This window comes from Thermobacillus sp. (genome assembly GCF_003390775.1).
GTDB classification, from domain to species: Bacteria; Bacillota; Bacilli; order Paenibacillales; family Paenibacillaceae; genus Thermobacillus; species Thermobacillus xylanilyticus.
In genome coordinates this window covers 1-23,522 of the sequence record NZ_QEWA01000015.1, presented here as the reverse complement: position 1 = coordinate 23,522, position 23,522 = coordinate 1, and the positions used below count along the sequence as shown (strand labels likewise).

Annotated in this window: 13 protein-coding genes and 1 riboswitch; of the genes, 6 read left to right on the top strand and 7 right to left on the bottom strand. The window is 65.1% G+C overall.

Features of this window, described 5'->3' with window-relative positions:
* A partial coding sequence (locus tag C6W55_RS00740) for a hypothetical protein (protein WP_286890874.1) occupies positions 1-263 on the top strand: 263 nt, incomplete at its 5' end.
* A gap of 48 nt (positions 264-311) precedes the next feature.
* On the opposite strand, the gene C6W55_RS00735 is transcribed toward C6W55_RS00740, so the two are convergent.
* Positions 312-1,337: an NADH:flavin oxidoreductase/NADH oxidase gene (locus tag C6W55_RS00735; protein ID WP_286890873.1), complete on the bottom strand. Its 1,026-nt coding sequence runs from the start codon at positions 1,335-1,337 to the stop codon at positions 312-314.
* Positions 1,338-1,522: 185 nt separating this feature from the next.
* Between C6W55_RS00735 and C6W55_RS00730 the strand changes: the two genes are divergently transcribed.
* A complete protein-coding gene (locus C6W55_RS00730) occupies positions 1,523-2,479 on the top strand; it encodes a D-2-hydroxyacid dehydrogenase (protein ID WP_286890872.1) in 957 nt (318 codons plus the stop codon).
* Here C6W55_RS00730 and C6W55_RS00725 read toward each other — a convergent pair.
* The 6 genes from C6W55_RS00725 to pdxR all read right to left on the bottom strand — a co-directional run bounded on the left by C6W55_RS00725 (position 2,473) and on the right by pdxR (position 19,850).
* The gene (locus C6W55_RS00725) at positions 2,473-3,321 is read right to left on the bottom strand and encodes an alpha/beta hydrolase family protein (protein ID WP_286890870.1); all 849 of its coding nucleotides are present in this window, start codon (positions 3,319-3,321) and stop codon (positions 2,473-2,475) included. The two genes, C6W55_RS00730 and C6W55_RS00725, sit on opposite strands and share 7 nt — an antisense overlap.
* 379 nt (positions 3,322-3,700) lie before the next feature.
* Complete coding sequence (locus tag C6W55_RS00720) at positions 3,701-12,115, bottom strand: GH36-type glycosyl hydrolase domain-containing protein (RefSeq protein WP_286890869.1); 8,415 nt, start codon at positions 12,113-12,115, stop codon at positions 3,701-3,703.
* 469 nt (positions 12,116-12,584) lie between these two features.
* The gene (locus C6W55_RS00715; protein ID WP_286890866.1) at positions 12,585-14,867 is read right to left on the bottom strand and encodes a putative bifunctional diguanylate cyclase/phosphodiesterase; all 2,283 of its coding nucleotides are present in this window, start codon (positions 14,865-14,867) and stop codon (positions 12,585-12,587) included.
* Between the two features lie 92 nt (positions 14,868-14,959).
* Positions 14,960-15,043: riboswitch (cyclic di-GMP riboswitch) on the bottom strand.
* Positions 15,044-15,103: 60 nt separating this feature from the next.
* A complete protein-coding gene (locus C6W55_RS00710) occupies positions 15,104-16,900 on the bottom strand; it encodes a B12-binding domain-containing radical SAM protein (protein WP_286890864.1) in 1,797 nt (598 codons plus the stop codon).
* A 78-nt stretch (positions 16,901-16,978) separates the two neighbouring features.
* Positions 16,979-18,523, bottom strand: coding sequence for a stalk domain-containing protein (locus C6W55_RS00705; protein ID WP_286890862.1), 1,545 nt, complete (start codon positions 18,521-18,523; stop codon positions 16,979-16,981).
* Between the two features lie 19 nt (positions 18,524-18,542).
* Positions 18,543-19,850, bottom strand: coding sequence for a MocR-like pyridoxine biosynthesis transcription factor PdxR (gene pdxR / locus C6W55_RS00700; protein WP_286890859.1), 1,308 nt, complete (start codon positions 19,848-19,850; stop codon positions 18,543-18,545).
* Here pdxR and C6W55_RS00695 point away from each other — a divergent pair, their 5' ends adjacent.
* The 4 genes from C6W55_RS00695 (at position 19,851) to C6W55_RS00680 (ending at position 23,382) form a co-directional block, all read left to right on the top strand.
* Positions 19,851-20,438, top strand: a complete 588-nt coding sequence (locus C6W55_RS00695) for an aldo/keto reductase (RefSeq protein WP_286890857.1) — start codon at positions 19,851-19,853, stop codon at positions 20,436-20,438. It begins immediately after the preceding gene.
* A 374-nt stretch (positions 20,439-20,812) separates the two neighbouring features.
* Positions 20,813-22,519, top strand: a complete 1,707-nt coding sequence (rlmD, locus tag C6W55_RS00690; protein ID WP_286890854.1) for a 23S rRNA (uracil(1939)-C(5))-methyltransferase RlmD — start codon at positions 20,813-20,815, stop codon at positions 22,517-22,519.
* Positions 22,520-22,698: 179 nt separating this feature from the next.
* Positions 22,699-23,145, top strand: a complete 447-nt coding sequence (locus C6W55_RS00685) for a hypothetical protein (RefSeq protein ID WP_041853800.1) — start codon at positions 22,699-22,701, stop codon at positions 23,143-23,145.
* Positions 23,146-23,172: 27 nt separating this feature from the next.
* On the top strand, positions 23,173-23,382 hold the full coding sequence (locus tag C6W55_RS00680) for a helix-turn-helix transcriptional regulator (RefSeq protein ID WP_015253880.1): 210 nt from the start codon (positions 23,173-23,175) through the stop codon (positions 23,380-23,382).
* Positions 23,383-23,522: the final 140 nt, after the last annotated feature.

The window sequence follows — 23,522 nt, the reverse complement described above, 5'->3', positions numbered from 1 at the left end:
AAGTCGTCACTCTCACTTTACCAAACGAAGCGGTGTTTTTCTATTTTGGCAAGCTGGCTATTCAACAGACCCTAAGCCCGCTCCACAATTGGTTTTACATTGATTTTCTAGGTGCGAAAGTTGAGTTCCTGACAATTCTTTTTTCCTCCCTTGCCCTCAGGGGGCATGCGGCACCGGCCACAACCGGACGCGCGCATGCCTTGGCGACCCGGGGCGTTCCTGCCATTATACGCCTATTCGGGAGAAAAAGCGAATCCGCATGAAAAAAGGGACCCCGCTTCCGCGAAAGCCCCTTGCCGCGCCGGTGTGCATCAGAATCCGCGTTCGTACTGTTTCGGGGCGATCTCCTTGGACAGCCCGGTCGTCTCCCGGATCGCATGCAGCGACCAGTACGGATCCCGCAGCATGCCGCGGGCGACGCCGACGAGATCGGCATCCCCGTTCCGGAGCACCATCTGCGCCACCTGCGGATTGTCCAGCCGGCCGACGGCGATGACCGGAACGCCGAGCGCTTCCTTGAACGCGCGGGCGTAAGGCACCTGGAAGCCGGGCGTGTCCGAAGGTTTCCGTTTGCCCGGCTTGCCCTCGCCGCCCGACGAGACATCGAAGATATCGACTCCCGCCGCCTTGAGCCGCTTGCCGAAATCGATCGAGTAGTCGATGTCGTAGCCGCCGTCGACGTATTCGACGGCCGACAGCCGGAAGATCAGCGGCATGTCGGGCGGCAGCACCGCCTTGACGGCCCGGACGACTTCTTCGGCGAACAATACGCGGTCGCGGCCGTATTCGTCGTCGCGCCGGTTCGAATACGGCGAGAGGAACTGGTGGATCAGGTAACCGTGCGCGCCGTGCAGCTCGACGGCATCGACTCCGGCTTCCACCGCCCGTCTGGCCGACTCGGCGAATTTGACCACGAGCCCTTTCACTTCCTCCGTCGTCAGGGCGCGCGGCGTTCTGTACCGCTCGCTGTAGGCTTCGGCCATCGGACCGACGGGCACCGGCTCGTCCTCCGCCTTCCGGCCGGCGTGCGCGATCTGGATCGCGACCTTCGCGCCGTGCTCCTGGCACGCGCGGATGATGCGGCGGAACGCCGGCACATGATCGTCCGACCAGAGACCGAGGCAGCGGTTCGAAATGCGGCCGGCCGGCTCGACGTTCGTCATCTCGATGATGATCAGCCCGGTGCCGCCGACCGCGCGGGATACATAATGGACATAATGCCATTCCGTCGGCATGCCGTCCTGGCCGTGCGCCGAGTACTGGCACATGGGCGGCATGACGATCCGGTTGCGCAGCTTGAGCCCTTTGTGTTCAAACGGCGTCTCCAATCCGACCATCGTTTCACGTCCTTTGCAAATTATTGCTTGTACGCAAGCATTTCGCACATTCCCATTATAAAACATCTTCCTTGGCCGGAAAAATCGGATTTTTCGATCGTTCACCCGCATCCATTTTCCCGGCCCGTGTTGCGGTTGTGCTATAATGTTCAGGAATTCATCACGAGAAACGGAGGACAAGACCGATGGGAACCATACTGTGCCTGCACGGATTCGGCCCCGAAGAACAGGAGAAAATCCGCCGGGCAGCGCCCGGTGCCACCATCGTTTTCGGACGTTCGGCCGAAATCGGGCCTGACGTCTATCGGGATGCGGAAGCGGTGTGCGGCTGGAACGACCGGGTCGCGGAAATTTGCCTGCAGGAAGGTGCGAAGCTGCGCTGGGTACAGACGTGGTCGGCCGGCATCGACAGCCTGCCGCTCGAGAAGCTGCGGCAGCGCGGCGTGCTGCTCACCGACGCCGCCGGCGTGCACTCGGTCGCCGTAGCGGAGACGGCCCTCGCGCACATGCTCGGCCTGACGCGGGGCATCCATATCGCCGTGCGCAGCCAGATGGCCGGGGAATGGCACCGCCCGTCCGAGCTGTCGGAACTGTATGGACGGACGGCGCTCATCGTCGGCGCCGGCGCCATCGGCACACGGATCGCCGAACTGGCGCGCGCCTTCGGCATGCGCACGATCGGCATCCGCCGCACGCCCGCTCCGCAGCCCGCCTACGACCGGGTGGACGGAATGGACAAGCTCGACGAGGCGATCGCCGAGAGCGACTATATCGTGAACGTGCTGCCGGATACGCCCGAGACGCGCGGCATTTTCGACGAAGCGCGTTTTCGCCTGATGAAGCCGACCGCGTTCTTCATCAATGTCGGACGCGGCGCGAGCGTCAAGACGGAGGCGCTGGTCGAAGCGTTGCGCGAACGCCGGATCGCGGGCGCCGGGCTCGACGTGTTCGAGGAGGAGCCGCTGCCGTCCGGGCATCCGCTCCGGGCGCTCGACAACGTCATCCTGACGCCGCACACCGCCGGCCACACGAACCGGCTGAAAGAGCGGGTCGCCGATCTGTTCGCGGCCAACCTGGAGATCTATCTGCGCGGAGAGACGGACCGGCTGATCAATCTCGTCAACTACGACAAAGGCTACTGAGCCGGGGAAGGCGGCCGTACCGGCCGGAGCGAGCGGACCAGCCAGTCCAGGACCGCCGCGGCCGTTCGCTCCAGGTTCGTCGTCTTCGCCGCCGCGCCGGACGGCCCGTGCTGAAAATAGTCCTTGTGCCCGCCGTCGATCGTGATGGCGGCGATATGGCCCGGCGCCCACCGGCGCGAATCCCAGACCGGAATGCCGGCGGCGGCTTTGCGGATGCCGCCCCACGTGCCGAGCCGCGTGATCGGATCGCGGATGCGGCCGCGTTCGTCCGTCGCATAGAAATACGCCGTCCGGTCCCGCAAGGCGGGATGGATGCGCACCTTCGGCGAGCCGATCTGGACGATTCGGCAGTCGCGCACGGCGCCCTCGGCCAGCAGGCGCCGCCCCGCATGGTAAGCGGCGACGCCGCCGCCGCTGTGGCCGATCAGCACGACGACGCGGCCCGCCGAACGCTCGCGGATCGCCTCGACGATCGGCTCCGCCGGCGCCTCAACCGCGCTGCTTCGGGGCTCGGCCGGTTGCGCGGCTGCGCCGTGCCGCGGCGAGCCTTCGGCCGATGCATACTCGCCGGCAGCTTCCATCTGCAAATCGCCCAGCCGGTCGATGGCAGGCTGCAGATTGTCAGCCGCGAGCGCCAGCCTGCGCGCCACATCCCGCGTCACTTCCCGCAGCTGGCGGTGCAGCGGGATCGTATGGTCGCCGTACGGGTACAACACGTGTACGTCAGCGTCCGCATACCCCGCCTCGATGCTCATCGCCTTCAGCCGTTCCGCCGGTTCCCGGAAATAGGTCGGCCACGTCTTGACGCCGGCAAGCAGATACAGATCGACACCGCCATTCATGATGCCTCAGCCCCTTTCCGACATGGTGCTCCGATCGCATGGATGCTCCTCCTATGTTCTCCTCCGATGCAGTATCCGTGTGCGGAATCTTCTCTCCGATGATCTTGTCTCCGGTTGCGATGTCCCCGGTTCGGGAAATTGTTCCGTACATAGTGTTGCTCCGATTGCGGCACCTGATCCGATTGTGATGCTTGATCCGGCTTCGCCGCCAGCGTGGTGCCGCCGTTTGCGAAGTATTTTCTTCGTTTGCGGGGCATCCGGTATGACCCATTATGCCGTTGCGCCGCATTGTTTTCCAGCCGGGTTTTGGTCAGAGCCCGCCGGCCGGCCGGCCCGGACAAACAAAATCCCCGCCCCGCATAGGGGCAGGGACGTGCCGTCACAACTGCAGCACGATTTCGTGCCGGGCGCCGTCGTCGACGAGGGCGACATGCCAGCCGCCGGGCGCGGCCGTCGCCGATGCCGGCGAATGGCCGGCCGCATCGGCCCCCGGCTCCGCCGGCACCGGCTTGCCGTCGACCGTAAGGCCCGGCCCGGTACCGCCGGACTGCCGATTCCGCACCTCGATCGCGTACACGCTGCCGCCGTACCGGTACTCGGCCGAATAGCCCGGCCATCCCGCCGGAATCCGCGGTTCCAGGAACAGCCGGCTGCCTTCCCTGCGGATGCCGAGAATCCACTCAAGCCCGGCCTGGTACATCCAGCCGGCGGCGCCCGTGTACCACGTCCAGCCTGCCCGGCCGCGGTACGGATTCGACATGTATACGTCCGCCGCCATGGCATACGGCTCGCCGAGGTACACGCCGATGTCGCGGGGCGACGAGGTGTGCCGGATCGGGTTCAGCAGATCGAACAACTCGAACGCCTTGTCCCCGTCGCCCAGGACGGCCCAGGCGACGATGCTCCAGATGACGCCGTGCGTGTACTGGCCGCCGTTCTCCCGAATGCCGGGCGGATAGCCCTGGATATAGCCGGGCGACGGATCGGTCGTGTCGAACGGCGGCGTCAGCAGCCGCGCGACCAGTGCCGTCCGATCGACCAGCTCGCGGTCGAACGACTGCATCGCCCGCAGCGCCCGCTCGGGCGGCGCGCCGCCCGAAATGACGGACCATGACTGGGCGATCGCGTCGATGCGGCATTCGCGCCCGCCGTTCGTGCCGAGCCATTCGCCGCCGTCGGTGAACGCCCGCCGGTACCATTCGCCGTCCCACGCGTGCCGGTTCAGCGCCTCCGCAAGCGACTCCCGCGTCCGCCGCATTTCGGCGGCCCGGACACCGTCGCCGCGCCGTTCGCATACCCGCGAGAACAGATCCAGCACCGTGATCAGGAACCAGCCGAGCCAGACGCTCTCGCCCCGGCCTTCGCTGCCGACGCTGTTCATCCCGTCGTTCCAGTCGCCGATGCCCATGAGCGGCAGGCCGTGGCTGCCGAAGCGGAGCGCGCGGCCGATCGCGCGCAGGCAGTGCTCGTAGACCGTGCCGGCTTCGTCCGATTCGACCGTCTGCTCGTAGCGCTCATGCTCGCCTTCGCCCAGCTCCTCGCTGACCAGGAACGGCCGCGTCTCGTCCAGCAAGCTCATGTCGCCCATGTGCAGCACATAGCGCGCGGTCGCGTAGGGCAGCCAGAGCAGGTCGTCCGAATAGCGGGTACGGACGCCCCGCTTTGTCTCCTCGTGCCACCAGTGCTGCACGTCGCCTTCCCGGTACTGATGGGCGGCGTGGATCAGAATTTGCTTGCGCGTCAGATCCGGCCGGGTATGCAGCAGCGCCAGTGAATCCTGGAGCTGGTCGCGGAAGCCGTACGCGCCGCCGGACTGATAGAAGGCGGAGCGCGCCCACATCCGGCAGGAGAGCGTCTGATAGAGCAGCCAGCCGTTCAGCAGCATATCCATCGCGGGATCGGGCGTTGCGACCCGGAGCTGTCCGAGCGTCTCCGCCCAGAAGCCCGCCGCTTCGCCGAAAGCATCCCTGCACCGCTCCACGTTCGCATACGCCGAGACGAGCGCCCGCGCTTCTTCAATATCCCGGCCGCAGCCGAGCAGGAGGCATACCGTCCGCTCGGCGCCCGGTTCCAGCTCGATCACCAGCTGCACGGCGCCGCAGTTGTCGGCGAACCGGCCCACGGCCCCCGACAGGGTCCGGCGCTTCATCGCCGCCGGCTCGGCCATGCTGCCGCCCCGGCCGATAAATTCGCGCCGGTCGGCCGTGCAGACGGCCGGCCCGCCTTCGCCTTCATCCGCGGCGATGCCGAGAAACGCCGTCTCGGACCGGAACGTCTCCTGCCAGGCGTTGCGGGCGTACAGCGCCCTGCCGTCCCATTCCGACCCGATGTACGGCGCGCCGTTTTCCCGGCTGACGCCGAGCACCCAGGAGACATACCCGGTAACGGACAGACGGCGCCGCCGGTTCCCCGTGTTCACGAGGCGGATCTCCGTAATTTTCACGGGATCGTGCCGCGCGGTGAACACCGTCATCGTCTGGCGGATGCCGAAGCATCGGCGCTCGAACCGCGAATACCCGCGGCCGTGGGAGACGACCGCCGCGCCCGGACCGCCGGCCGGCGCCGGGGTGATCGACCAGAACCGCCCCGTCTCCTCGTCGCGGATGTAGCACGCTTCCCCGGCCGGATCGAGCACCGGATCGTTCGACCAGGGCGTCAGCTTGAACTCGCGGCTGTTCCGGAACCAGGTGTAGCCCGTGCCGCGCTCGGTGATCAGGAAGCCGAAGTCCGGGTTCGCCGCCACATTCGACCAGGGAGCGGGCAGGCTTTTGCGTTCGGGCAGCACGATCCGGTACTCGGAACCGTCCGGGACAAAACCGCCCCAGCCGTTCCACAGCACCAGCCCTTCCCGCGCCTCTTCCGCCAGACCGGCGTCGACATCCGCCGCTTCGGCGTCCGCGGCCGCCGGCACAAATGCCGGCGCAGCCGCCTTGGCCGCCGCGGACATGATGCGCAGCTGCGCGCGCAGGCTGGACCCGTCCAGGCGGAGGATGATCCGGGCGGAGGCGGCGAGCAGCCGCTTATCCTCTTCCCGCAGCTGATCGGCACTCAGCGCGTACGTATGCCCCGGACGGTCGTCGTACATGCGCGGCACGGACTGTTCGATCAGCCGCGTGAGACGGTCGCGCAATTCCTGCTGGTAACCGCCTGGCGATTCGATCAGGAACACCAGATCGAACACGATGCCGCCGCGGCGCAGCCATTCGTGGCAGCGAATGAGCTCCGCCGCCGTCGCCGTGCCCGCGGTATCCTGCGCCAGCACAAGTACGATCGGCAGATCGCCGGAAATGCCGAGCGGCCACAGCTCGGACTGGCTGAACGGGCCGCGGCCAAGCGCCTCGGCCCGCTCCGCCTGCAGCGGCGGCGTATACAGCACGCGCCCCGCCAGGACATGGCAGAGCGAAGCTTCCGCCGACTGCATGTGCAGGTGATGCAGCTCGATCCGGCTGCGCGTCCAGGCGAGCTGGAAGGCGCGCTCCACCTGCTGCGCCGTGCTGAATCTGCCGTACAGCTCGAGCGCTTCCTCCCGCGATGCGGCCGTCCCCGTGACGACGATCAATTTCACCTGGCCGCCCGCCTGCACGGAAAATCGCCTGCGCACGGCAAAGATCGGGTCGACCACCGCGCCGACCGTGCCGGTGAGCCGCGAACGGATCGCCTGCGGTTCCCGCATCGACCCGCCGCGCCCGATGAACCGCGCCCGGTCGGTCTCGTATTCGATCGGACCGACCGATTCCCCGCACGGAATGAGTCCGTGCACCGCCCAGACCGGCCGGTCGCCGCCACTCCGCGGTCTGCGCCGGGCAAGCAGCGCTTCCTGCCCTTCATCGAACGACGTTTCGATGAACAGCTTGCTGAACGCGGGATGCGCCGCGTCCGCCGCCGGTTCGGCCAAGGCCAGTTCGACGAAGGTCGTCGCCTCGAGCAGCCGGGCGGTTTCGCCCAGGTTCGTGATCGTAATCCGGCGGATTTCCGCGTTTCCTTCGGCCGAGACGCATATATCCATCGTCGTCCGGATGTCGCCGTCCCGGCGCATGAACCGCGCCTGCTCCAGCGAGAACTCCGCCGCGTATTCGTCCCCGGCCGAACCGGTCGGGTGCCATGCGGCCGACCAGACCGTCTCCCCCTCGACATCGCGGATATAGACGCCGCTTCCCCACTCGTCGGCGCAGGCGTCTTCCCGCCAGCGCGTCACCGCCAACCCGTCGCTGCGCATGAAGCCGTTCCCGGAGGCGGTGACGACGGTCGTGAAGGACCCGTTCGACAGCACGCATACTTCCGGATGCGGCGGATGCGGCGTGCGGAACGTCCGCTGCGGCGCCTTCAGCCGCTGGTCCGGATCCTGCATGCGGAGCGGCGCGGCGGCCGCGTGCAGCACAAGCGCCGGACGTTCGGGCACCCGCTCCTGCAGCAGCAGCTCGGCGGAGCGGACGCGCTTGTCGGCATGGAAGCGGTCCACCATGCTGGAATCCAGCAGCAGATTGCCGAGGGTGAGCAGCATCATGCCCTGGTGGTGCGCCATGAAGCTGCGGATCACGACGTTCGTTTTGCCCTCGGGCAGACGTTCGCGGGTGCAATCGATCGCTTCGTAGTAGCCGTATTCTCCGCGCGCGCCGAGCGCTTCCATTTTCCTCAGTTCATCCATCGCGAGCCGCGGCTCGTAGGGCAGCACCATGACCGTGGCGTAAGGCGCGACGACGAGATCCGTCTCAAGGCCGCGCTTGAACCCGAGGCCGGGCACCCCGAACGCCCGGTATTGATAGTTCATCTGGAAGTCGAACGCATAGTAGCCCGACTCCGAAATGCCCATCGGCACGCCGCGCAGCCGCGCGTACTCCGCCTGCTTGCGGATGACGGCGCGGTAGGTGGCGTCCCAGACCGTCCCTGCGTAGGTGCGCATGAGCAGCGGCGGCATCAAATATTCGAACATCGTGCCCGACCAGGAGACGAGCGCCTTGCCGCCGCCGGTCCGGGTCATGGCGCGGCCGAGCTTGAACCAGTGCGAGACGGGCACCTGTCCGAGCGCGATCGCGATGAAGCTCGCCTGCCGGGCTTCCGAGGCGAGCAGATCGTAAAGAATCGTCTCTTTCTCCCCGGTTGCGGTGTGGCAGCCGAGGCTGAACAACTTGGTTGCGGGATCGAACAGCGGCCGGAAATCGGTGCCCGCGATGAGCGCCTCCATCCGCTCGATGAGCCGGCGTCCGCGGGCTGCCCAATCGCCGGTTTCGGCCTGCGGGCGGGACAAGCCGTACGCGCCGACCGGTTCCGCCGACGCCTCAAGATCGGCCGTCACCGGCTGCAGCCGCTCCGGTCCGCGCGGCGCGGACGGCTCCCGTTCCCCGGTGGTCGACGCCATGCGCTTACCGGCGCCCTCCTCCGCTTCTCCGTCCGGATAATCGCGCCTGAGCCACTCGGCGAGCCCTTCCTTCGCGGCGATCAGGCAGCCGATCAGGTTCCCCGAGTCGACGGTCGACACGTATTGCGGCGGCAGCGGACGAAGCGTCTCCGTGTTGTACCAGTTGTAGAGGTGGCCGTTCCATTTTTCCATCCGCTCGACCGTGCCGATCGTCCGCTCCAGCCGCTCGATCATGCCGGGCGTGTCGATGAACCCGAAATCCCGCGCCGTCACCGTGCAGGCGATCAGCATGCCGATGTTCGTCGGCGACGTGCGGTGGGCGACGCCGACCGGCGGATCGATCTGCACGTTGTCCGGCGGCAGCCAGTTGTCCCGCTCCGTCGTGTAGTCTTCATAGAAGCGCCAGATATCCGCGGCCAGCTTCCGCAGTTCGTTCCGTTCCGCCTCCGTCAATCCGTCTTCGCCGGCCGGAGCGGACTTGTCCAGCCAGCCGATGACGACGGGAGCCGCCGCCCAGATCGCGGCAAGCGAAAGGCCGATGGCCGTCTGGGCGGGCGAAGCGGCGAAAAACGCCAGGATTCCGGTCGAGATGGCAAGCGCAAGCCCCCATTCCAGCCCCATCAACCGGCGCGGGCTGAGCCGCTCGACTTCCGCCGAGCTGATCCATTCCAGCAGTTTCCGGCGGGAGACGGCCATCCGGTAGAGCGCCCGGGCGATCGCGTCGACGGTCATGACCGCCTGATAGGGCAGCGTCGCGAGCGCCGACAGCGACTGCCCGGCGGCTATGGCGAGGACGGACGGACGGTGGATGAGCCGCCCGGGCGCGGCGAGCGCGCGCCACACCGGCATCGCCAGCGTCGCCAGCGCGATGACGGCGACGGCCGTTCCGGATCCGGCCGGCAGGAGCATGGTCAGCACGAGCAGCACGAGCAGCCCGGGGGTGAGCAGGCTGCGGCGCAGATTGTCGGTGATCTGCCAGCGCGTCAGCGGCGACAGGTCGACGCGCCGCTTCCGCCCGCTGCGGTCTTCCGCCGTGCGGCGCAGCCAGCCCAGCAGCTGCCAGTCCCCGCGTATCCAGCGGTGCTGCCGGTGCTGGTAGGCGCTGAACGTCGCCGGATGGCCGTCCACCAGCTCGATGTCGGGCAGCAGCCCGCTGCGCAGGAAGCCGCCTTCCAGCAGATCGTGGCTCAGCACCCGGTTGTCCGGAATGCGCTCGCGGAGCACCGCGCGGAACGCGTCGACGTCGATGATGCCTTTGCCCGTAAAAATCCCGACGTCCAGACCGTCCTGGTACGGGTCCGACACGGCGAACGCGTAAGGATCGATGCCCGGTTCGCCGGACCAGAGTCTGGCGAACCGGGAACGCATCGCCGATTCGTGGCTGACGCCGATGCGCGGCTGCAGGACGCCGTAGCCTTCCTCCACGCGCGTGCCTTCCTTGTTCAGCCGCGGACGGTTGTACGGGTAATGCATCGTCCCGATCATCCGCTGCGCCGCGCCGATCGGGAGCTGCGTGTCGGCATCCAGCGTGATGAGGTAGCGGATGCCGGGCAGCACCGACGGATCGCCGACGCGCACGGCGTAAGACGTGTTCGATTCGCCGCGCAGCAAATCCGCAAATTCGACCAGCTTGCCGCGTTTCCGCTCCCAGCCCATCCAGACTTTGTCCGCTTCGTTCCAGGTTCTGCGCCGGATGTACACGTGAAATGTCGAACCGCCTTCCGAGCCGTATGCCCGGTTGAGCGCCTCGATGGCGCGGACGGCTTCATCGGCGATCGCCTGGTCCTCTTCCTTCGTCTCCGCGTCCGCATCGGCGAAATCGCCGAGCAGCGCGAAATGCAGGTTCGGGTCCCGGTTGGCGAGATAATGGAGTTCGAGGCGCTCGGCGCTCTCGCGAACCTGCGAGGGGCTGGTCCAGATCACCGGCACGACGACCATCGCCGCGGCGTCATCCGGAATGCCCGTGGAATAGTCGTAGCGCAGCAGCGGCCGCGACTGGCAGTACGCGCAGATGGACTGGTGCACGATCTGCACGGCCCATTCGCTCGCCGGAAACGCGAGCAGAAGCGCCGTCACCGCGGCCAGGACGGCCTGTCCGCCGGAGGCGCCGAAAGCGGGCGCAGCCAGCCAGACGGCGAGCGCCCACAGGACGGCGAAAACGCCGGCCAGCGCGCCGAAGTAAGCGGGAAGGCGCATCTGTTTGATCGCCGCCCGGGGCATGGCGCGTGGCTTCGCGCACAGTTTCAGCGCGCGCCAGAGCGCCCGGACGCCGCGCGGATCGAGCAGGTAATACGCCGCGTAGGCCGGGCGCGGCAGGATGCCGCCGTCCTGGCAATCCTGCTGCTCCTCGGCCTGGCCGGTCCGCAGCGCATCGGCCTTCCCGGCCTGCGTCACGTCGGCCCGCACCTGTTGACCGGCGCGATCCGGGCGCTCGCCATAGCGGGCGGCAAGTTCCACCGCCTGTTTCGCCGCCAGCGTCTCGGGCACGCGCATGCGTCGGGCCAGCACCTGCACCCGGCCGAGCAGCACCTGCCGGCTGGAAGCGTCGAGCAGCGGGTACGTGCCCGCCGCCTCCGTCCGGAGCACCCGGTCGACATGGCAGAGCCGCTCGAACATGCCGCTCCAGTCCAGGCGGTCCAGCCGCCGCAGCGATTGGATCGCGTGGCTCGCCGACACTTCGTACGACGCCTGCAGCCTGTGCTCGTGCGCGATGATCCGCTCCAGACTTTCCTGTTCCGGGTCGAGCCGGCAGACGAGCCATTCCCGCACGTCGCCCGCGTATTCGGCCATTTCGCCGAGCCGGTCGACGAGATGGACGATGGTCGGACCGGAGAGCGGCAGCGTCTCGCCGGCGCTGTCCAGCGCATCCCGGATGGCAGTCGCCGAGGGCGTTTTCTCCGCGAACGGTTCCAGAATGCGGTCGATTCGATCCCCCGCCTCACGGCGTTCTTTCAATGTGCGGACCAGGCCGGCCAGCCGCCGGATGACCGCGATGCGGACAAACAGCGGCATCATCGCGACCTCGCCGATCGTCAGGACGGCGATGTCCTGATACGCGTCCGCATACGCGGCGAGCAGATCGGCGTCGAACAGGCCGTCCGTATGCTCCAGATAATCTGCGCAGAGCGACAGTACGCGCAGCTCCCGGCTGCCGGACAGCGCGGGCAGGCGGCGCGTTTCGTCTCTGCGGATCATTTTGCGGATATGAAGGGTTTGTTCGGCGATGAAGTCCGCATGATCGAGCAGCCATTCTTCGGCCGGTCTCGTCCCGCTTTGTCCCTCCCGCTGAAGTCTGAGCGCGTATTCCCGAACTTCCGTAGCGTCGCGGTCGAATCCGCGGATCAAGGCGGATGATGCGCGCAGTCCGCCGCCGGACAACGTATGCGTCAAAGCCAGCTCCCGCGCCCTGCGCCGAAGCTGATCCTCGTTCAGAATCATGAGTCCTCCCGTAATCGATGTCGTAATTTCAGGTAAAGTCACGAAGTTAAATATTCCCACGACGAACGTTTTTTATGACCGGGAGGCGAAAGGGGGGACTTTGTGGCGGATGGTGAAGAACGTTTTCGGAAAGCGGAAAGGGCATGCCGTCGACAAAATAGGGACCGTCCATGCGGACAGTCCCGATTCGGTACGGCTGCTATGAACGTGGCGGTGCGTGGAGCAAAGCCGGGGCGCCTGTAGCGTGCATACCGCGCTACAGCGGCGCGCAGAGGCCCGCCGGGGCGCCTGCAGCGTGCATGCCACGCTACAGCCCTGCGCAAAGCCCCGCCGGCGGGACTGTAACGTGCATACCACGGTACAGCCTCGCCCCAAGCAGAGACGCTGCAGCGTGCATCCCACACTGCAGCGTCAGGCAGCGCCGCACCGGCGCATCGGTTATGTTTGATCTTGCAATTCCGCGGCATCCCTAATGCCGCATGATATGTGCGTCATCGGCATCGGCATCGCCGGCGCCGCGTTGTTTTCTGCCGGCCGGATCCCGCATCAGCCGGAGATATGGCAGCGCCTCCTCCGCCCGGAGCGGCGCGCTGAAATAATAGCCTTGCAGCTCGTCGCAATGCATCTTGCGCAGCAGCCGGTGCTCGGCTTCCGTCTCGACGCCTTCCGCGACGACGCGCAGATTCATGCTGTGGGCGAGCGCCATGATGGCCGATACGATCGACGCGTTCATGCTGTCGGTGTCGATGTGCCGGATGAACGTGCGGTCGATTTTCACGGCGTGGATCGGCAGATTTTTCAGCTGGGACAGCGACGAGTAGCCCGTGCCGAAATCGTCGATCGAAATGCGGATGCCGCGGTCCTTCAGCTGCTTCAGCATGTCGATGACGGTGTTCTTGTCCCGCTGAAGGAAGCTCTCCGTAATTTCGAGCTCAAGCCATTCCGGCCGCATGCCCGTCTCCTCGAGAATGTCTTCCACCTGTTCGACAAATTTCGGGTCCTCGAATTGCCGGGTCGAGACGTTGACCGCTACGACCGCCGGCGGATACCCGGCTTTGTGCCACTCCACGCACTGCCTGCAGGCCGTCCGCAACACCCAGTCGCCGATCGCCTGGATAACGCCCGTCTCTTCCGCGAGCGGAATGAACAGATCAGGCGGGACGTAACCCCGGCCCGGGCGGTACCAGCGGATCAGCGCCTCGAACCCGAACGTCTGTAGTCCGTCCGCATCCATTTTCGGCTGGTAGAACAGTTCGAACTGTCCGAGCTCCAGCGCCTTGTGCAGGCTGGTCTCCATTTCGAGCCGCTCGGACACCTGTTCCTTCATGGAGCTGAAATAAAACTCGTACCGCCGCCCGCCCGCTTCCTTCGCCGTGTACATCGCGGTATCCGCGTTCCGGACCAGCTCCTCCACCCGGACCGCGTCGTCGGGGTACAGGCTGATGCCGATGCTGGCGCCGACGTACAGCTCCTTGTCGCCCACGCGCACCGGTTCCGCGGCCGCTTCAAGAATGGCGTCGCCGAGCCGGCTCAGCGCATCGCGCGAATTGCCCGGCACCATGATGGCAAATTCGTCGCCGCCAAGCCGGCAGATGACCGCCTCGTCCCCGCACAGCTCGCGCAGGCGGCCCGCGATGATGCGCAGCATCTCGTCGCCCGAAGCGTGGCCGAGCGAGTCGTTCACCTGCTTGAACCGGTCGACGTCGAGCAGCATGAGGCCGACGCCGCGGCCCCTGTGTTCGTCCATCATCGCGCGCAGCCGCTCGTAGAAATAGAACCGGTTCGGCAGCGATGTGAGCGTATCGTGGTAGGACAGCCGCTCGAGCGCCGCTTCGGAGGCGCGGAGCCGGGCGGATTGCTCCCGCAGCGATTCCGTCAGCTGCTCGTTCGCGTCGTACTGGACCGCGAGATGGTCCGCGACCACCCGGCAATGCTCGGCGATCTCGGCCGCTTCCGCCGCGCCGCCGGCCGGCCAGCGAACCTCCGCGCCCTGCCGCAGCTTCAGGTGCAGGCCGTTCATGGCCGACGCCAGGCGCTCGAACGCGCCCGATATCCGGCCGGACAGCCAGAGCGCGCCGAGCGCCGCAGGCAGCACGGCCGCCGCCGCGGCGACCGCCGCCATCGCCGGAGCCGGCAGGATGTCGAACATGCCGGGCAGGCCGGCGGTCAGGATGATCAGCAGGGCGGGCGCGACGGCGGCAGACGCCGCCAGGTGCGCGATCATGCGCCGCAGCGGTACGCGGCAGGCCTCCTGCGATCCGCGGGCCTGGCGGGCGAACGGCCGATAATGATGCAGGAAATCGGCCAGCAGCGCGGACGCCGCGCCGGCGACGAGGCTGCCGGAAGCCGCCATCGCCGCACCGGCGGCCGTTCCACCGTCCGTAAGCGCCATGAGCAGCGCGGACGGCGCGGCAATGATCAGCTGGTAGCCCAGCTCCGCGGGCAGCAGATCGTCCCGGCCGCGCCTGAGCCATGCGGCGAGCAGCGCGATCTCGAGAACGGCAAGGAAGACGGTCCAGGGACGGTCTCCGAGCCAGAAACCGGCCGCCGCAGCCGCCAGCGCCGCAGCCGCGGCGAAGCGAAAGCCCGCCCGCCGCAAGAGAAGAAGCAGAAAACATCCGGCCCACCCGGAACCGGACACAAAAGCAGGCATCGCCGGCAAGATCATCAAGGCGACGGATGCCGCCGCCAGAATGACATCAATTCCCCCTTTCCAATCGAATGCTTTCCTCGCAAGCGTTCTATCCGACATGTTCCTCCCCCGTAGGCGGGGACGCAAACACCGGACCGCAAAAAACTGCCTCCAAGCTCATGAAGGCAGTCTGCGTCACAGATTGCACAAACTCCGGCAGCCCGGCTGTCATAGCATTCCGCCTTAGACCCGTGGCTTTGCGTCCCATATTTTCATATGGTTTGCCTTTATCAGCTTGGTGCACAGCTATTCGGTTGTCACTGCAAAGATTCGACATTTTCGCGCGTTTCCCTTCTTTAACCACCTTTCGCATGATTCTCCCTGCCCGGTTGGATACGCAGCATATGCGCCGATGTTCCTGCATCGCCCAGGCCGTAGCAGACAACCAGCAGTGTTTCGACATTTCGCGAAAATTCGCCATTTTCCAGCCAGGCGGCGAGATCAAACGGCAGCCGCTCGATCACGGCGTGTTTCTGCAGCAGCTTCTCGTCCGGCCCCGCCGCGGCGAACGAGGGGGATACGTCCTCCGGACGCTCGGCCAGACGGCGCAGCCAGGCGGCATGCTCCCGCTTGTCCATTTGAAACTCCCACCACACGGCGCGCGGCTTGTACTTGTGGTTCAGGAAATAGTCGTATTTCATGAGGCCCAGCGCAAGATCCGGCTCCAGTGCCGGAGGCCCGCATTCCTCGAGGAACGACCACAGCCGGGTGAACAGATCTTCGAGCTGATGGCCGATCCGCTGCCAGCCCCGCTCCTCCCAGTAGTCTCCGAACTGCTGGAAAAAATCAAACGGCGACTCGAACACCCGAAACGCAAGATACAGCAGCGTACGGTCCATCCGGTGCGCGTTCCAGTATTTCTCCAGCACGTCTTCGACGCGCTTGATCCGCACGATGTCGCCGAAGGAGAGCACATCGTTCGACAAAATCTCGTACGGCGCCCGATCCATGAAGACGTAGCCGTATTTCGCCGCATCCCGCCGGAGTCCGGTTCCGCGCAGCATTTTCAGAAAACCGAGCTGCAGCTCTTCGGGACGCAGGGCGAACACGTCGTTGAACGTCTTGCGGAACGTGCCATAGTCTTCATGCGGCAGTCCGGCGATCAGGTCGAGGTGCTGGGCGATTTTCCCGCTGTCGCGGATCGTCGTGACCGTGCGGCTCAGCTTGGCGAAGTTCTGCCGGCGCATGACCGCTTCGTTCGTCGGATCGTTCGTCGACTGCACGCCGATCTCGAAGCGGAAAATGCCGGGCGGCGCATGTTCCGCCAGAAATTCGAGCACTTCGGGCCGCATGATGTCGGCGGTGATCTCGAACTGAAAGACGCATCCGTTATGGTTGTCGATCAGGAAGCGGAACAGCTCGAGCGCATAGTCGCGGCGGATGTTGAACGTCCGGTCGACGAATTTGATCAGCCGGGCGCCCGATTCGATCAGATAGAGCAGGTCCGCCTTCGTCTGCTCGAGATCGTAGTATCGGACCCCCGTCTCGATGCTGGACAGGCAGAACTGGCAGCTGAACGGACAGCCGCGGCTCGTCTCGAAGTAGACGATCCGGTTTTTCAGATGCGGCCTGTCTTCCGGGAACCGGTGCGGCGAGGGCATCTTCGTGAGGTCCGCCTTCGGCCGCGGCGGGTTGATCCGGATTTCGCGCGTTCCGTCCGGCAGCGTCTTGCGGTATGCGGCGCCGAACACGTAATGGAACTTGCCTTCTCCCCGGATTTCGGTCAGCAAATGGTGAAACGTCTCCTCACCCTCGCCCATGACGATGAAATCGACCGCATCCAGCCGCTCCATCCAGTATTCCGTGTCGTAGCTGACCTCCGGGCCGCCGAGCACGATGCGGACATCGGGGAGCACCTTGCGCAGCATGTCGATGACCGTGATCGTCTCCTCGATGTTCCAGATGTAGCACGAGAAACCGACCACGTCCGGCTTCCTCCGGTACAGGTCGGCGGTAATGTGCATCGCCGGGTCCTTGATCGTGTACTCGGCGATTTCAATGTCGAATTCGCGCCCGCTGTACGCTTTCAGGCAGCGCAGGGCGAGCGAGGTGTGAATGTATTTCGCGTTGAGCGCGGCGAGCACGATTTTCATGGCATAACCTCGATGGACAAGGATCGGCCCGCCGCTCCCTTCGGATCGGAAGCGGCAGGCCGCCGTGTCGTGATTGATTTAGAAATTGTCGCTGATATGCAGTCTGTCCAGATATTGCAGATGCATGACTTCGTATTGGACGCGCCAGCGGCCGTCGCCGAGATTCGTCACGACGCCCGGCCCGAAGCCGCGCGGTTCGGCGTTGAAGACCTGCGAATAATAGACGATCAGTTCAAGATTGACATCCGGCAGCATGCGGCGCAGCTCGGCGGCGAGGTCGATCGCCCAGAGGCGCAGCTCTCCTGCCGAATCTTTGCCGTACAGCATGTAGAAGGACGGGCTGATGACCGCAGTCACGACCAGCCAGCCCTGCGCGTCGCGGGCGACGGTCCAGTCGGTGAACACGGCCGTCCCTTTCGACGTCTGGGCGCTGCCGAATTCCTTCGCGAGCAGGCCGCGGATTTCTTCGTTCGACGCGCCTTCCAGACTGTCCGGAAGCTTGCTCTCCGGGAACCGGATCTCGTTCTGCGCAGGCGGGTCCGCCTCCAGTTCCATGAGGAGCAGTTCGGCATACAGCGCCGGGACCGCGAAGTTGAGATCGGCCAGCGTATCCCGGATGACGGCCGTCGTAATGCCGACCAGTTCGCCGTATTCGTTGAACACGGCGCCGCCGGAACTGCCCCGGTCAACCGGCGCGTTGATCTGGTAGTAGCTGACGATTCCCTCGTCGATCATGTTGCTGATCAGGCCTTCGGATACGGTGTTCTGGTAGCCGAGCGGGCTGCCGATGGCCACGATCCGGTCGCCTTTGTCCACCGTGGACGAGTCCGCGAACGTTACCGGCGCAATGCCCAGCGGGCGCGAGGTCTGCACGATGGCCAGGTCCGCGTCTTCATCGGCGGCGGCCACCCCGAGAATGCCGACGATTGTGCCGTCGTTCAGGATGACGTTGCCGGAAGCGGCGCCGTCGATCACGTGGTAGTTCGTGAGCACCCAGCGGTCGCCGACGATGACGCCGCTTCCCTGGGCGTTGTCGGTGATGATCATGACGACCTTGTCGTCGTTCATGGCCACGATTTCCGCCGGAGTCAGCTTCCCGTACTTCTCCTTCATCTCCCGTTCGAGCGCTTCTCGGTATTCCGCGGTCTCGATGAAGATCGTGCGGGTTTCCGCATTCCATGCGGTCCGCGCGCCGAACGCGTCGCCGACGAGGCGCAGCGGCACCATCGTCGCGCCGTCAACGGTCCGTACGGGAACGTCCAGCATGACCGCGTTGCCGTTCACGACCGCTTGCCGCGAGCCGACCTGCAGCGCGACCATCATCGTGCCTTTCTTCGCGAAAACGGACTTTGTCGCCGGAACCCAGGTGACCTGGGCGCCGAGCGCGGAGAAGATTTGCCGCATCGGGACGAGCGTCACGCCGTTCTCCTGAACCGGCGAAGGCGAGAACGTGAACGGCTTGTCGTCGATCATCACCCGGATGCCGGCCTGCTGCGACTCCACGGGAGCCGTCTGCGCCGCGGCGGCGGGCCGCGTCCATGCTCCCGTGAGCGGCCATGCGATCAGCACAGCCGCGGTGCAAATGGCAATGCCGCGTCTGAGTCTTGCGAATGTTGTAACCATTTCTCCCTCCAGGTTTCTCCTATGTCTCCCAAGGCCATCGTACCACCGGGCGGCAGGGTTGTCCATCGCCATATCCCCGTTCCCGCACAAACCGGCTCAGCCGCTCGATGCCCGGCTCGATGTCTTCCTCGCGGATATTGCCGTACCCGAGCACGATCTGACGGGTGCGAAATCCCCGCTGCAGGCAGTAATCTTCGACACAGTCGACGACGACGCCGTATTCCGCCGACCGGGACCACTCCGGAGCCGCATCAAGGTCCGGAAATTCCACCAGCAGGTGCATCCCCGCTTCGTCGCCCCGGATGACGGCGCGCCCGCCGAAATGCCGGTTCAGCGCCTCGATGAGCAGCGCGCGCCGGGTGCGGTACACGGCCCGCATCCGGTAGATATGGCGCTCCAGGTGCCCGTCCCGGATGAACCGGGCCAGGGCGGCCTGCAGCACGGCGGGCGTTCGCAGGTTCGCCGCTTCCTTGAAAGCGGCGAACTTCCCCGCCAGGCTGCGCGGCAGCACGAGGAAGCCGAGGCGCAGCCCGGGCGCGAGCGTCTTGCTGAACGTCCCCGCGTAGATGACGCGCTCGGGCCCCAGCGTGTACAGCGGCGGAATCGGCACCCCCTTCAGCCGGAAATCGCCGTCGTAATCGTCCTCCACAATGTAGGCGTCGGCTTCCTCGGCCAGTTGGACGGCATGCAGCCGGCGCTGGATCGGCAGGATGCTGCCGGTCGGATATTGATGGGACGGCGTCAGAACCAGCAATCTGCCGGGCGGCAGCGTCCCGATCTCGTGCACCCGCATGCCGGACTCGTCGACCGGCACCGGCTCGATCCGGTAGCCCGACTGCAGGAAAATATGCCCCGTAATCTCGATCGTCGGATCTTCAAGGCAGACGGAATCGAACTGCGGCTTGAGCGTCCGGGCGGCCAGGGCGAATCCTTCCGATGAGCCGCTGACGATCATGATGCGGTCCGGTTCGCATCGCATTCCTCTGGAGCGATGCAGGAACGCGGCGATTTCCCGGCGCAGCCCTTCCTCTCCCCGGACATCGCGGTAGTCATAGCGGCCTTCCGCTTCTTCCGCCGCTTCTTTCAGATAGCGGGCCCACCGTCTGCGGGGGAAGCGTTCCAGATCCGGCACGCCGGTGTCGAAGCGGATCAACCCGCTGGCTCCGTCGCCTGCGCGCGGTGCGTCCTGCCCGGACGGAGCGGCCGCCTCCGTCCTGCCGGACGCCTCGCGGGTGCCGGCGGCGCGGAGGCCGATGCCCGGCGTGATCCCCTCGGCCACGAAGGTGCCGGAACCGATGCGTCCGACGAGGTAGCCTTCCGCGATCAATTGTTCGTAGGCTTCGATGGCGACGTTCCGGGCGATGCCCAGCTCCGGAAGAAAGGGTGGATCCGCGCGTACGGCTGTAGCACGGAAGATACGGAAGCGGCCGAGCTGTTCGCCAAGCGGTCCTTCGCGGCCGCGTTCCAGCATCCGCTCAACGTCCTGACCGATTCGCCGATGGTCGAGGTGTGCGATTGTCACGGTCTCGCCAGCATCAACAACGCGCCGCTCGCCATGGGGCTGCTCAGCGGCAAGTTCAACCGCTCGTCGAAGCTTGCGAGCGACGATGTGCGCGGCAGCGGGCAATCCTGGGTGCGCTGGTTCAAGGACGGCAAGCCGGTGCCGGAATATCTCGACGCGCTGGACGCCATCCAGGACGTGCTGACCTCCGGCGGGCGGTCGCTGGTGCAGGGCGCGCTTGCCTGGATCTGGGGGCGCAGCGCGAACACGATCCCGATTCCCGGAATCAAGACCGCCGCACAGGCGGAAGAAGCGGCGAAGGCGATGGCGTTTGGTCCGCTCACGCCGGAGCAGATGGCGGAGATCGACGGGATTTTGCGGAACCTGGAAGTGCAGGCCGGCCGGGCGGGGTAAGCGGCGGCTCTGCGGAATGGCGGAATAACAGCGGAATAGCGGTATGGCGGTATGACGGTATGACGGAATAGAGGAAATAGCTTCTTCTGTTCAGCGGTTTGGCGCGGAACGGTCCAGAACAGAGGAATATTTTTCCTCTATCTCCGTGTAATCGGCTGAAAACCAGGTGTTTTGGCGAATTAAGCGAAACGATTTCGTCTATTTTTCGGAACCTTGGGGATTTCGACAAAATAGACCATTTTTTTCTTCTATGGCGGGGGCGGCGGCGTTCTATGGCGCGGCGACGGGCGCCACCGCCAACCCGCAATGGCAGTGCGTCCGCGGTTCATGCTATGATGGACACGACCAGCAAGTGAAACGGAGCGGATGCAACGATGCGGGAACATCGCCGGAATGGCGCGGGAAGCGGAAACGGAAGGCCGGACGCGCCCGGACGGAAGGACAAGCGGAGCACGGAGCCCGGGAAAGGCGCGGCGCACGCGGTTGCCAAGCGGGAGCGAAGCGGCGCGGACCGTGCGGGGGCGACAAAGGTGCACGATGATGCGGATCGTGCGGAGGCGAAGTGGGGGCACGACGGCGCAAACCGCGCGGGAGTGAAGCGGATGCGCGCGGGTGCTGACCGGGCAGGTTCGAAGCGCGTGCGCGCTGCTGCCGCGCCCCGGGCTAGCGGCCGCGAAGACGCCGTCCGGATTGCCGACGCCGCAGCGGACGAACTCAGGCCGGGCGATCGGATCGTCGTGACGATCAAGCGGATCGGCATCAACGGCGAAGGCGTCGGGTACTACAAGCGCAAAGCCGTCTTCGTGCCCGGCGCCCTGCCCGGCGAAGTCGTAAAGGCGGCCGTGACCGGCGTGGAGCCGAACCGGCTGACGGCCCGGATCGTGGAGATCGAGAAGCGATCGCCGCATCGGGTGAGGCCCGTCTGCCCCGTGTACGACCGCTGCGGCGGCTGCCAGCTGCAGCATATGGACTACGCGGGCCAGCTCACGGCGAAGGAAGAGCTCGTGCGCGAAGCGTTCGCGCGCTACGCGGGCCTCGAGGAAGCGGCGCTGCCGCTGCGCCCGATCATCGGCATGGACGAGCCCTGGCGTTACCGCAACAAGGCGCAGCTTCAGGCGGGGCATAAGCCGGGCGGCGGGCTTGCCCTCGGATTGTACGAGCCGGGCAGCCGCCGGCTCGTCGACATCGCCGGGTGCGCGGTACAGCACCCGGCCGTGAGCGCAGCCGCCGAGCGGATCCGGCGGCTGGCCGAGCGGGCCGGCGTGCCGGTCGGCGCCGGCCCGGACGGCGCGCTGCGCACCGTCGTGCTGCGAGTCGCCCCCGAATCGGGCGAGCTGCAGCTGACGCTCGTCGCCTCCGCCGAGCAGTTCCCCGGCCGGGACCGGCTCGTCGAGGCGATCCGCCGGGAGCTGCCGCAGATCACCTCGATCTCGGTCAACGTCAACCGCGGCAGCTCCCCGCTTGTCTTCGGCGAGCGCACCCGGCTGCTCTGGGGCAGGCCCGACCTGGAGACGCGCCTCGGCGACCTGCGCTTCAAGCTCTCGCCGCGCGCCTTCTTCCAACTCAATCCGGAGCAGACGGTGAAGCTGTACGACCTCGCGCGGGAAGCGGCCGCCCTGACCGGCCGGGAGACGGTCGTCGACGCCTACTGCGGCACCGGCACGATCGCCCTCTGGCTCGCTCCGCACGCGCGCGAAGTCCGCGGCATCGAGACGATCCGCGAAGCGGTCGACGACGCGGAACGCAATGCCCGACTGAACGGCCGGACGAACGCCCGCTTCTATGTCGGGCGGGCCGAAGAGTTGCTGCCCCGCTGGGTGAAGCAAGGCTTCCGCCCCGACGTCATCCTCGTCGATCCGCCGCGCACCGGATGCGACTCCGCCCTGCTGCGGACGGTCGCCGACGTGAAGCCGGCCCGATTCGTCTACGTCTCGTGCAACCCGTCGACGCTCGCGAAGGACTGCCGCGTGCTGCTCGATGCGGGCTATAGGATCGAATGGGTGCAGCCGGTGGACATGTTCCCGCAGACGAGCCATGTGGAGTGTGTAATTTTGTTGGTTAGAAAGGGAGCCGATGGCTAGGCTCCCTTTTTCATTGGATCCCGTCCGCCGACACTAGTAGTTCGTTCCCGCGCCGCAATTCGCTGATCCGTTGTGTTTGTGTCGCTCAGCCTGCTCGTATTTCCGGATAAACTTGAAAAAGTAACATAAACGTTATAAAATGAGTAGTATAAGTTACATTCGGTTTGGAGGTGCCGCTTTTGGCTTCCCAAAAAGCAAAATTCGAACAATACCGGATCAGGATGTTGTCTGGATTTTTAATAGGGTTTACATTTTGGCAAATCCCGATGCTGCTTTCGTATATTTGGCCAAACAACGAGACCGTGGAACTTGTCGGAGCGATCCTTTCCCCTATCGCGCTAATCGGAGGAATTGTCTGGGCATATTATCTCTTTCAAGTTGTTCGTTTCGTCATGATCCTGCGAAAAAATCCGGACTTGAACAAGACATTGAACGATGAACGAATACAACATACTCGCTTGAAAAGTTTTGCAGTCGGTTTTTGGGTCGTTGTCATGTTGCAGGCACCGCTTTTTTATCTCGCTCCTTTAGTTGGAATGACCGTCCAGGGGGTTATTCTGACCAATATTTTCTTTGGTGTAACTTCTGCTCTTCTTGCCTTTCTGATTTTCGAACGAGCCCAGTAAAATCAAAATACAAGGTAGGAACCTGACGTGGAAAAATTGCAAAACACGTTGAAAATTCATAGGGCAAAAAAAAACTTGACCCAAGAACAACTTGCTGATTTGGTTGGCGTTACTAGGAAAACGATCAATACGATTGAAAACGGTAAGTTTGTTCCCAGCACCGTGCTTGCGCTGAAGTTGGCAAAAGCGCTTGAGACTACCGTTGAAGAATTGTTTTTTCTCCAAGAAGAACAGTAAAGATAAACTGCAACCTGAATCCGTGAACATCCTTATCGTTTTGAAGTGACAGATGCAAAAATATGCCTTAATATGCCTTTCTCTCCTGAGATGGTCGTGATGAAGGAATATTCAATGTGACTTGAAGCCTCATAATGGCC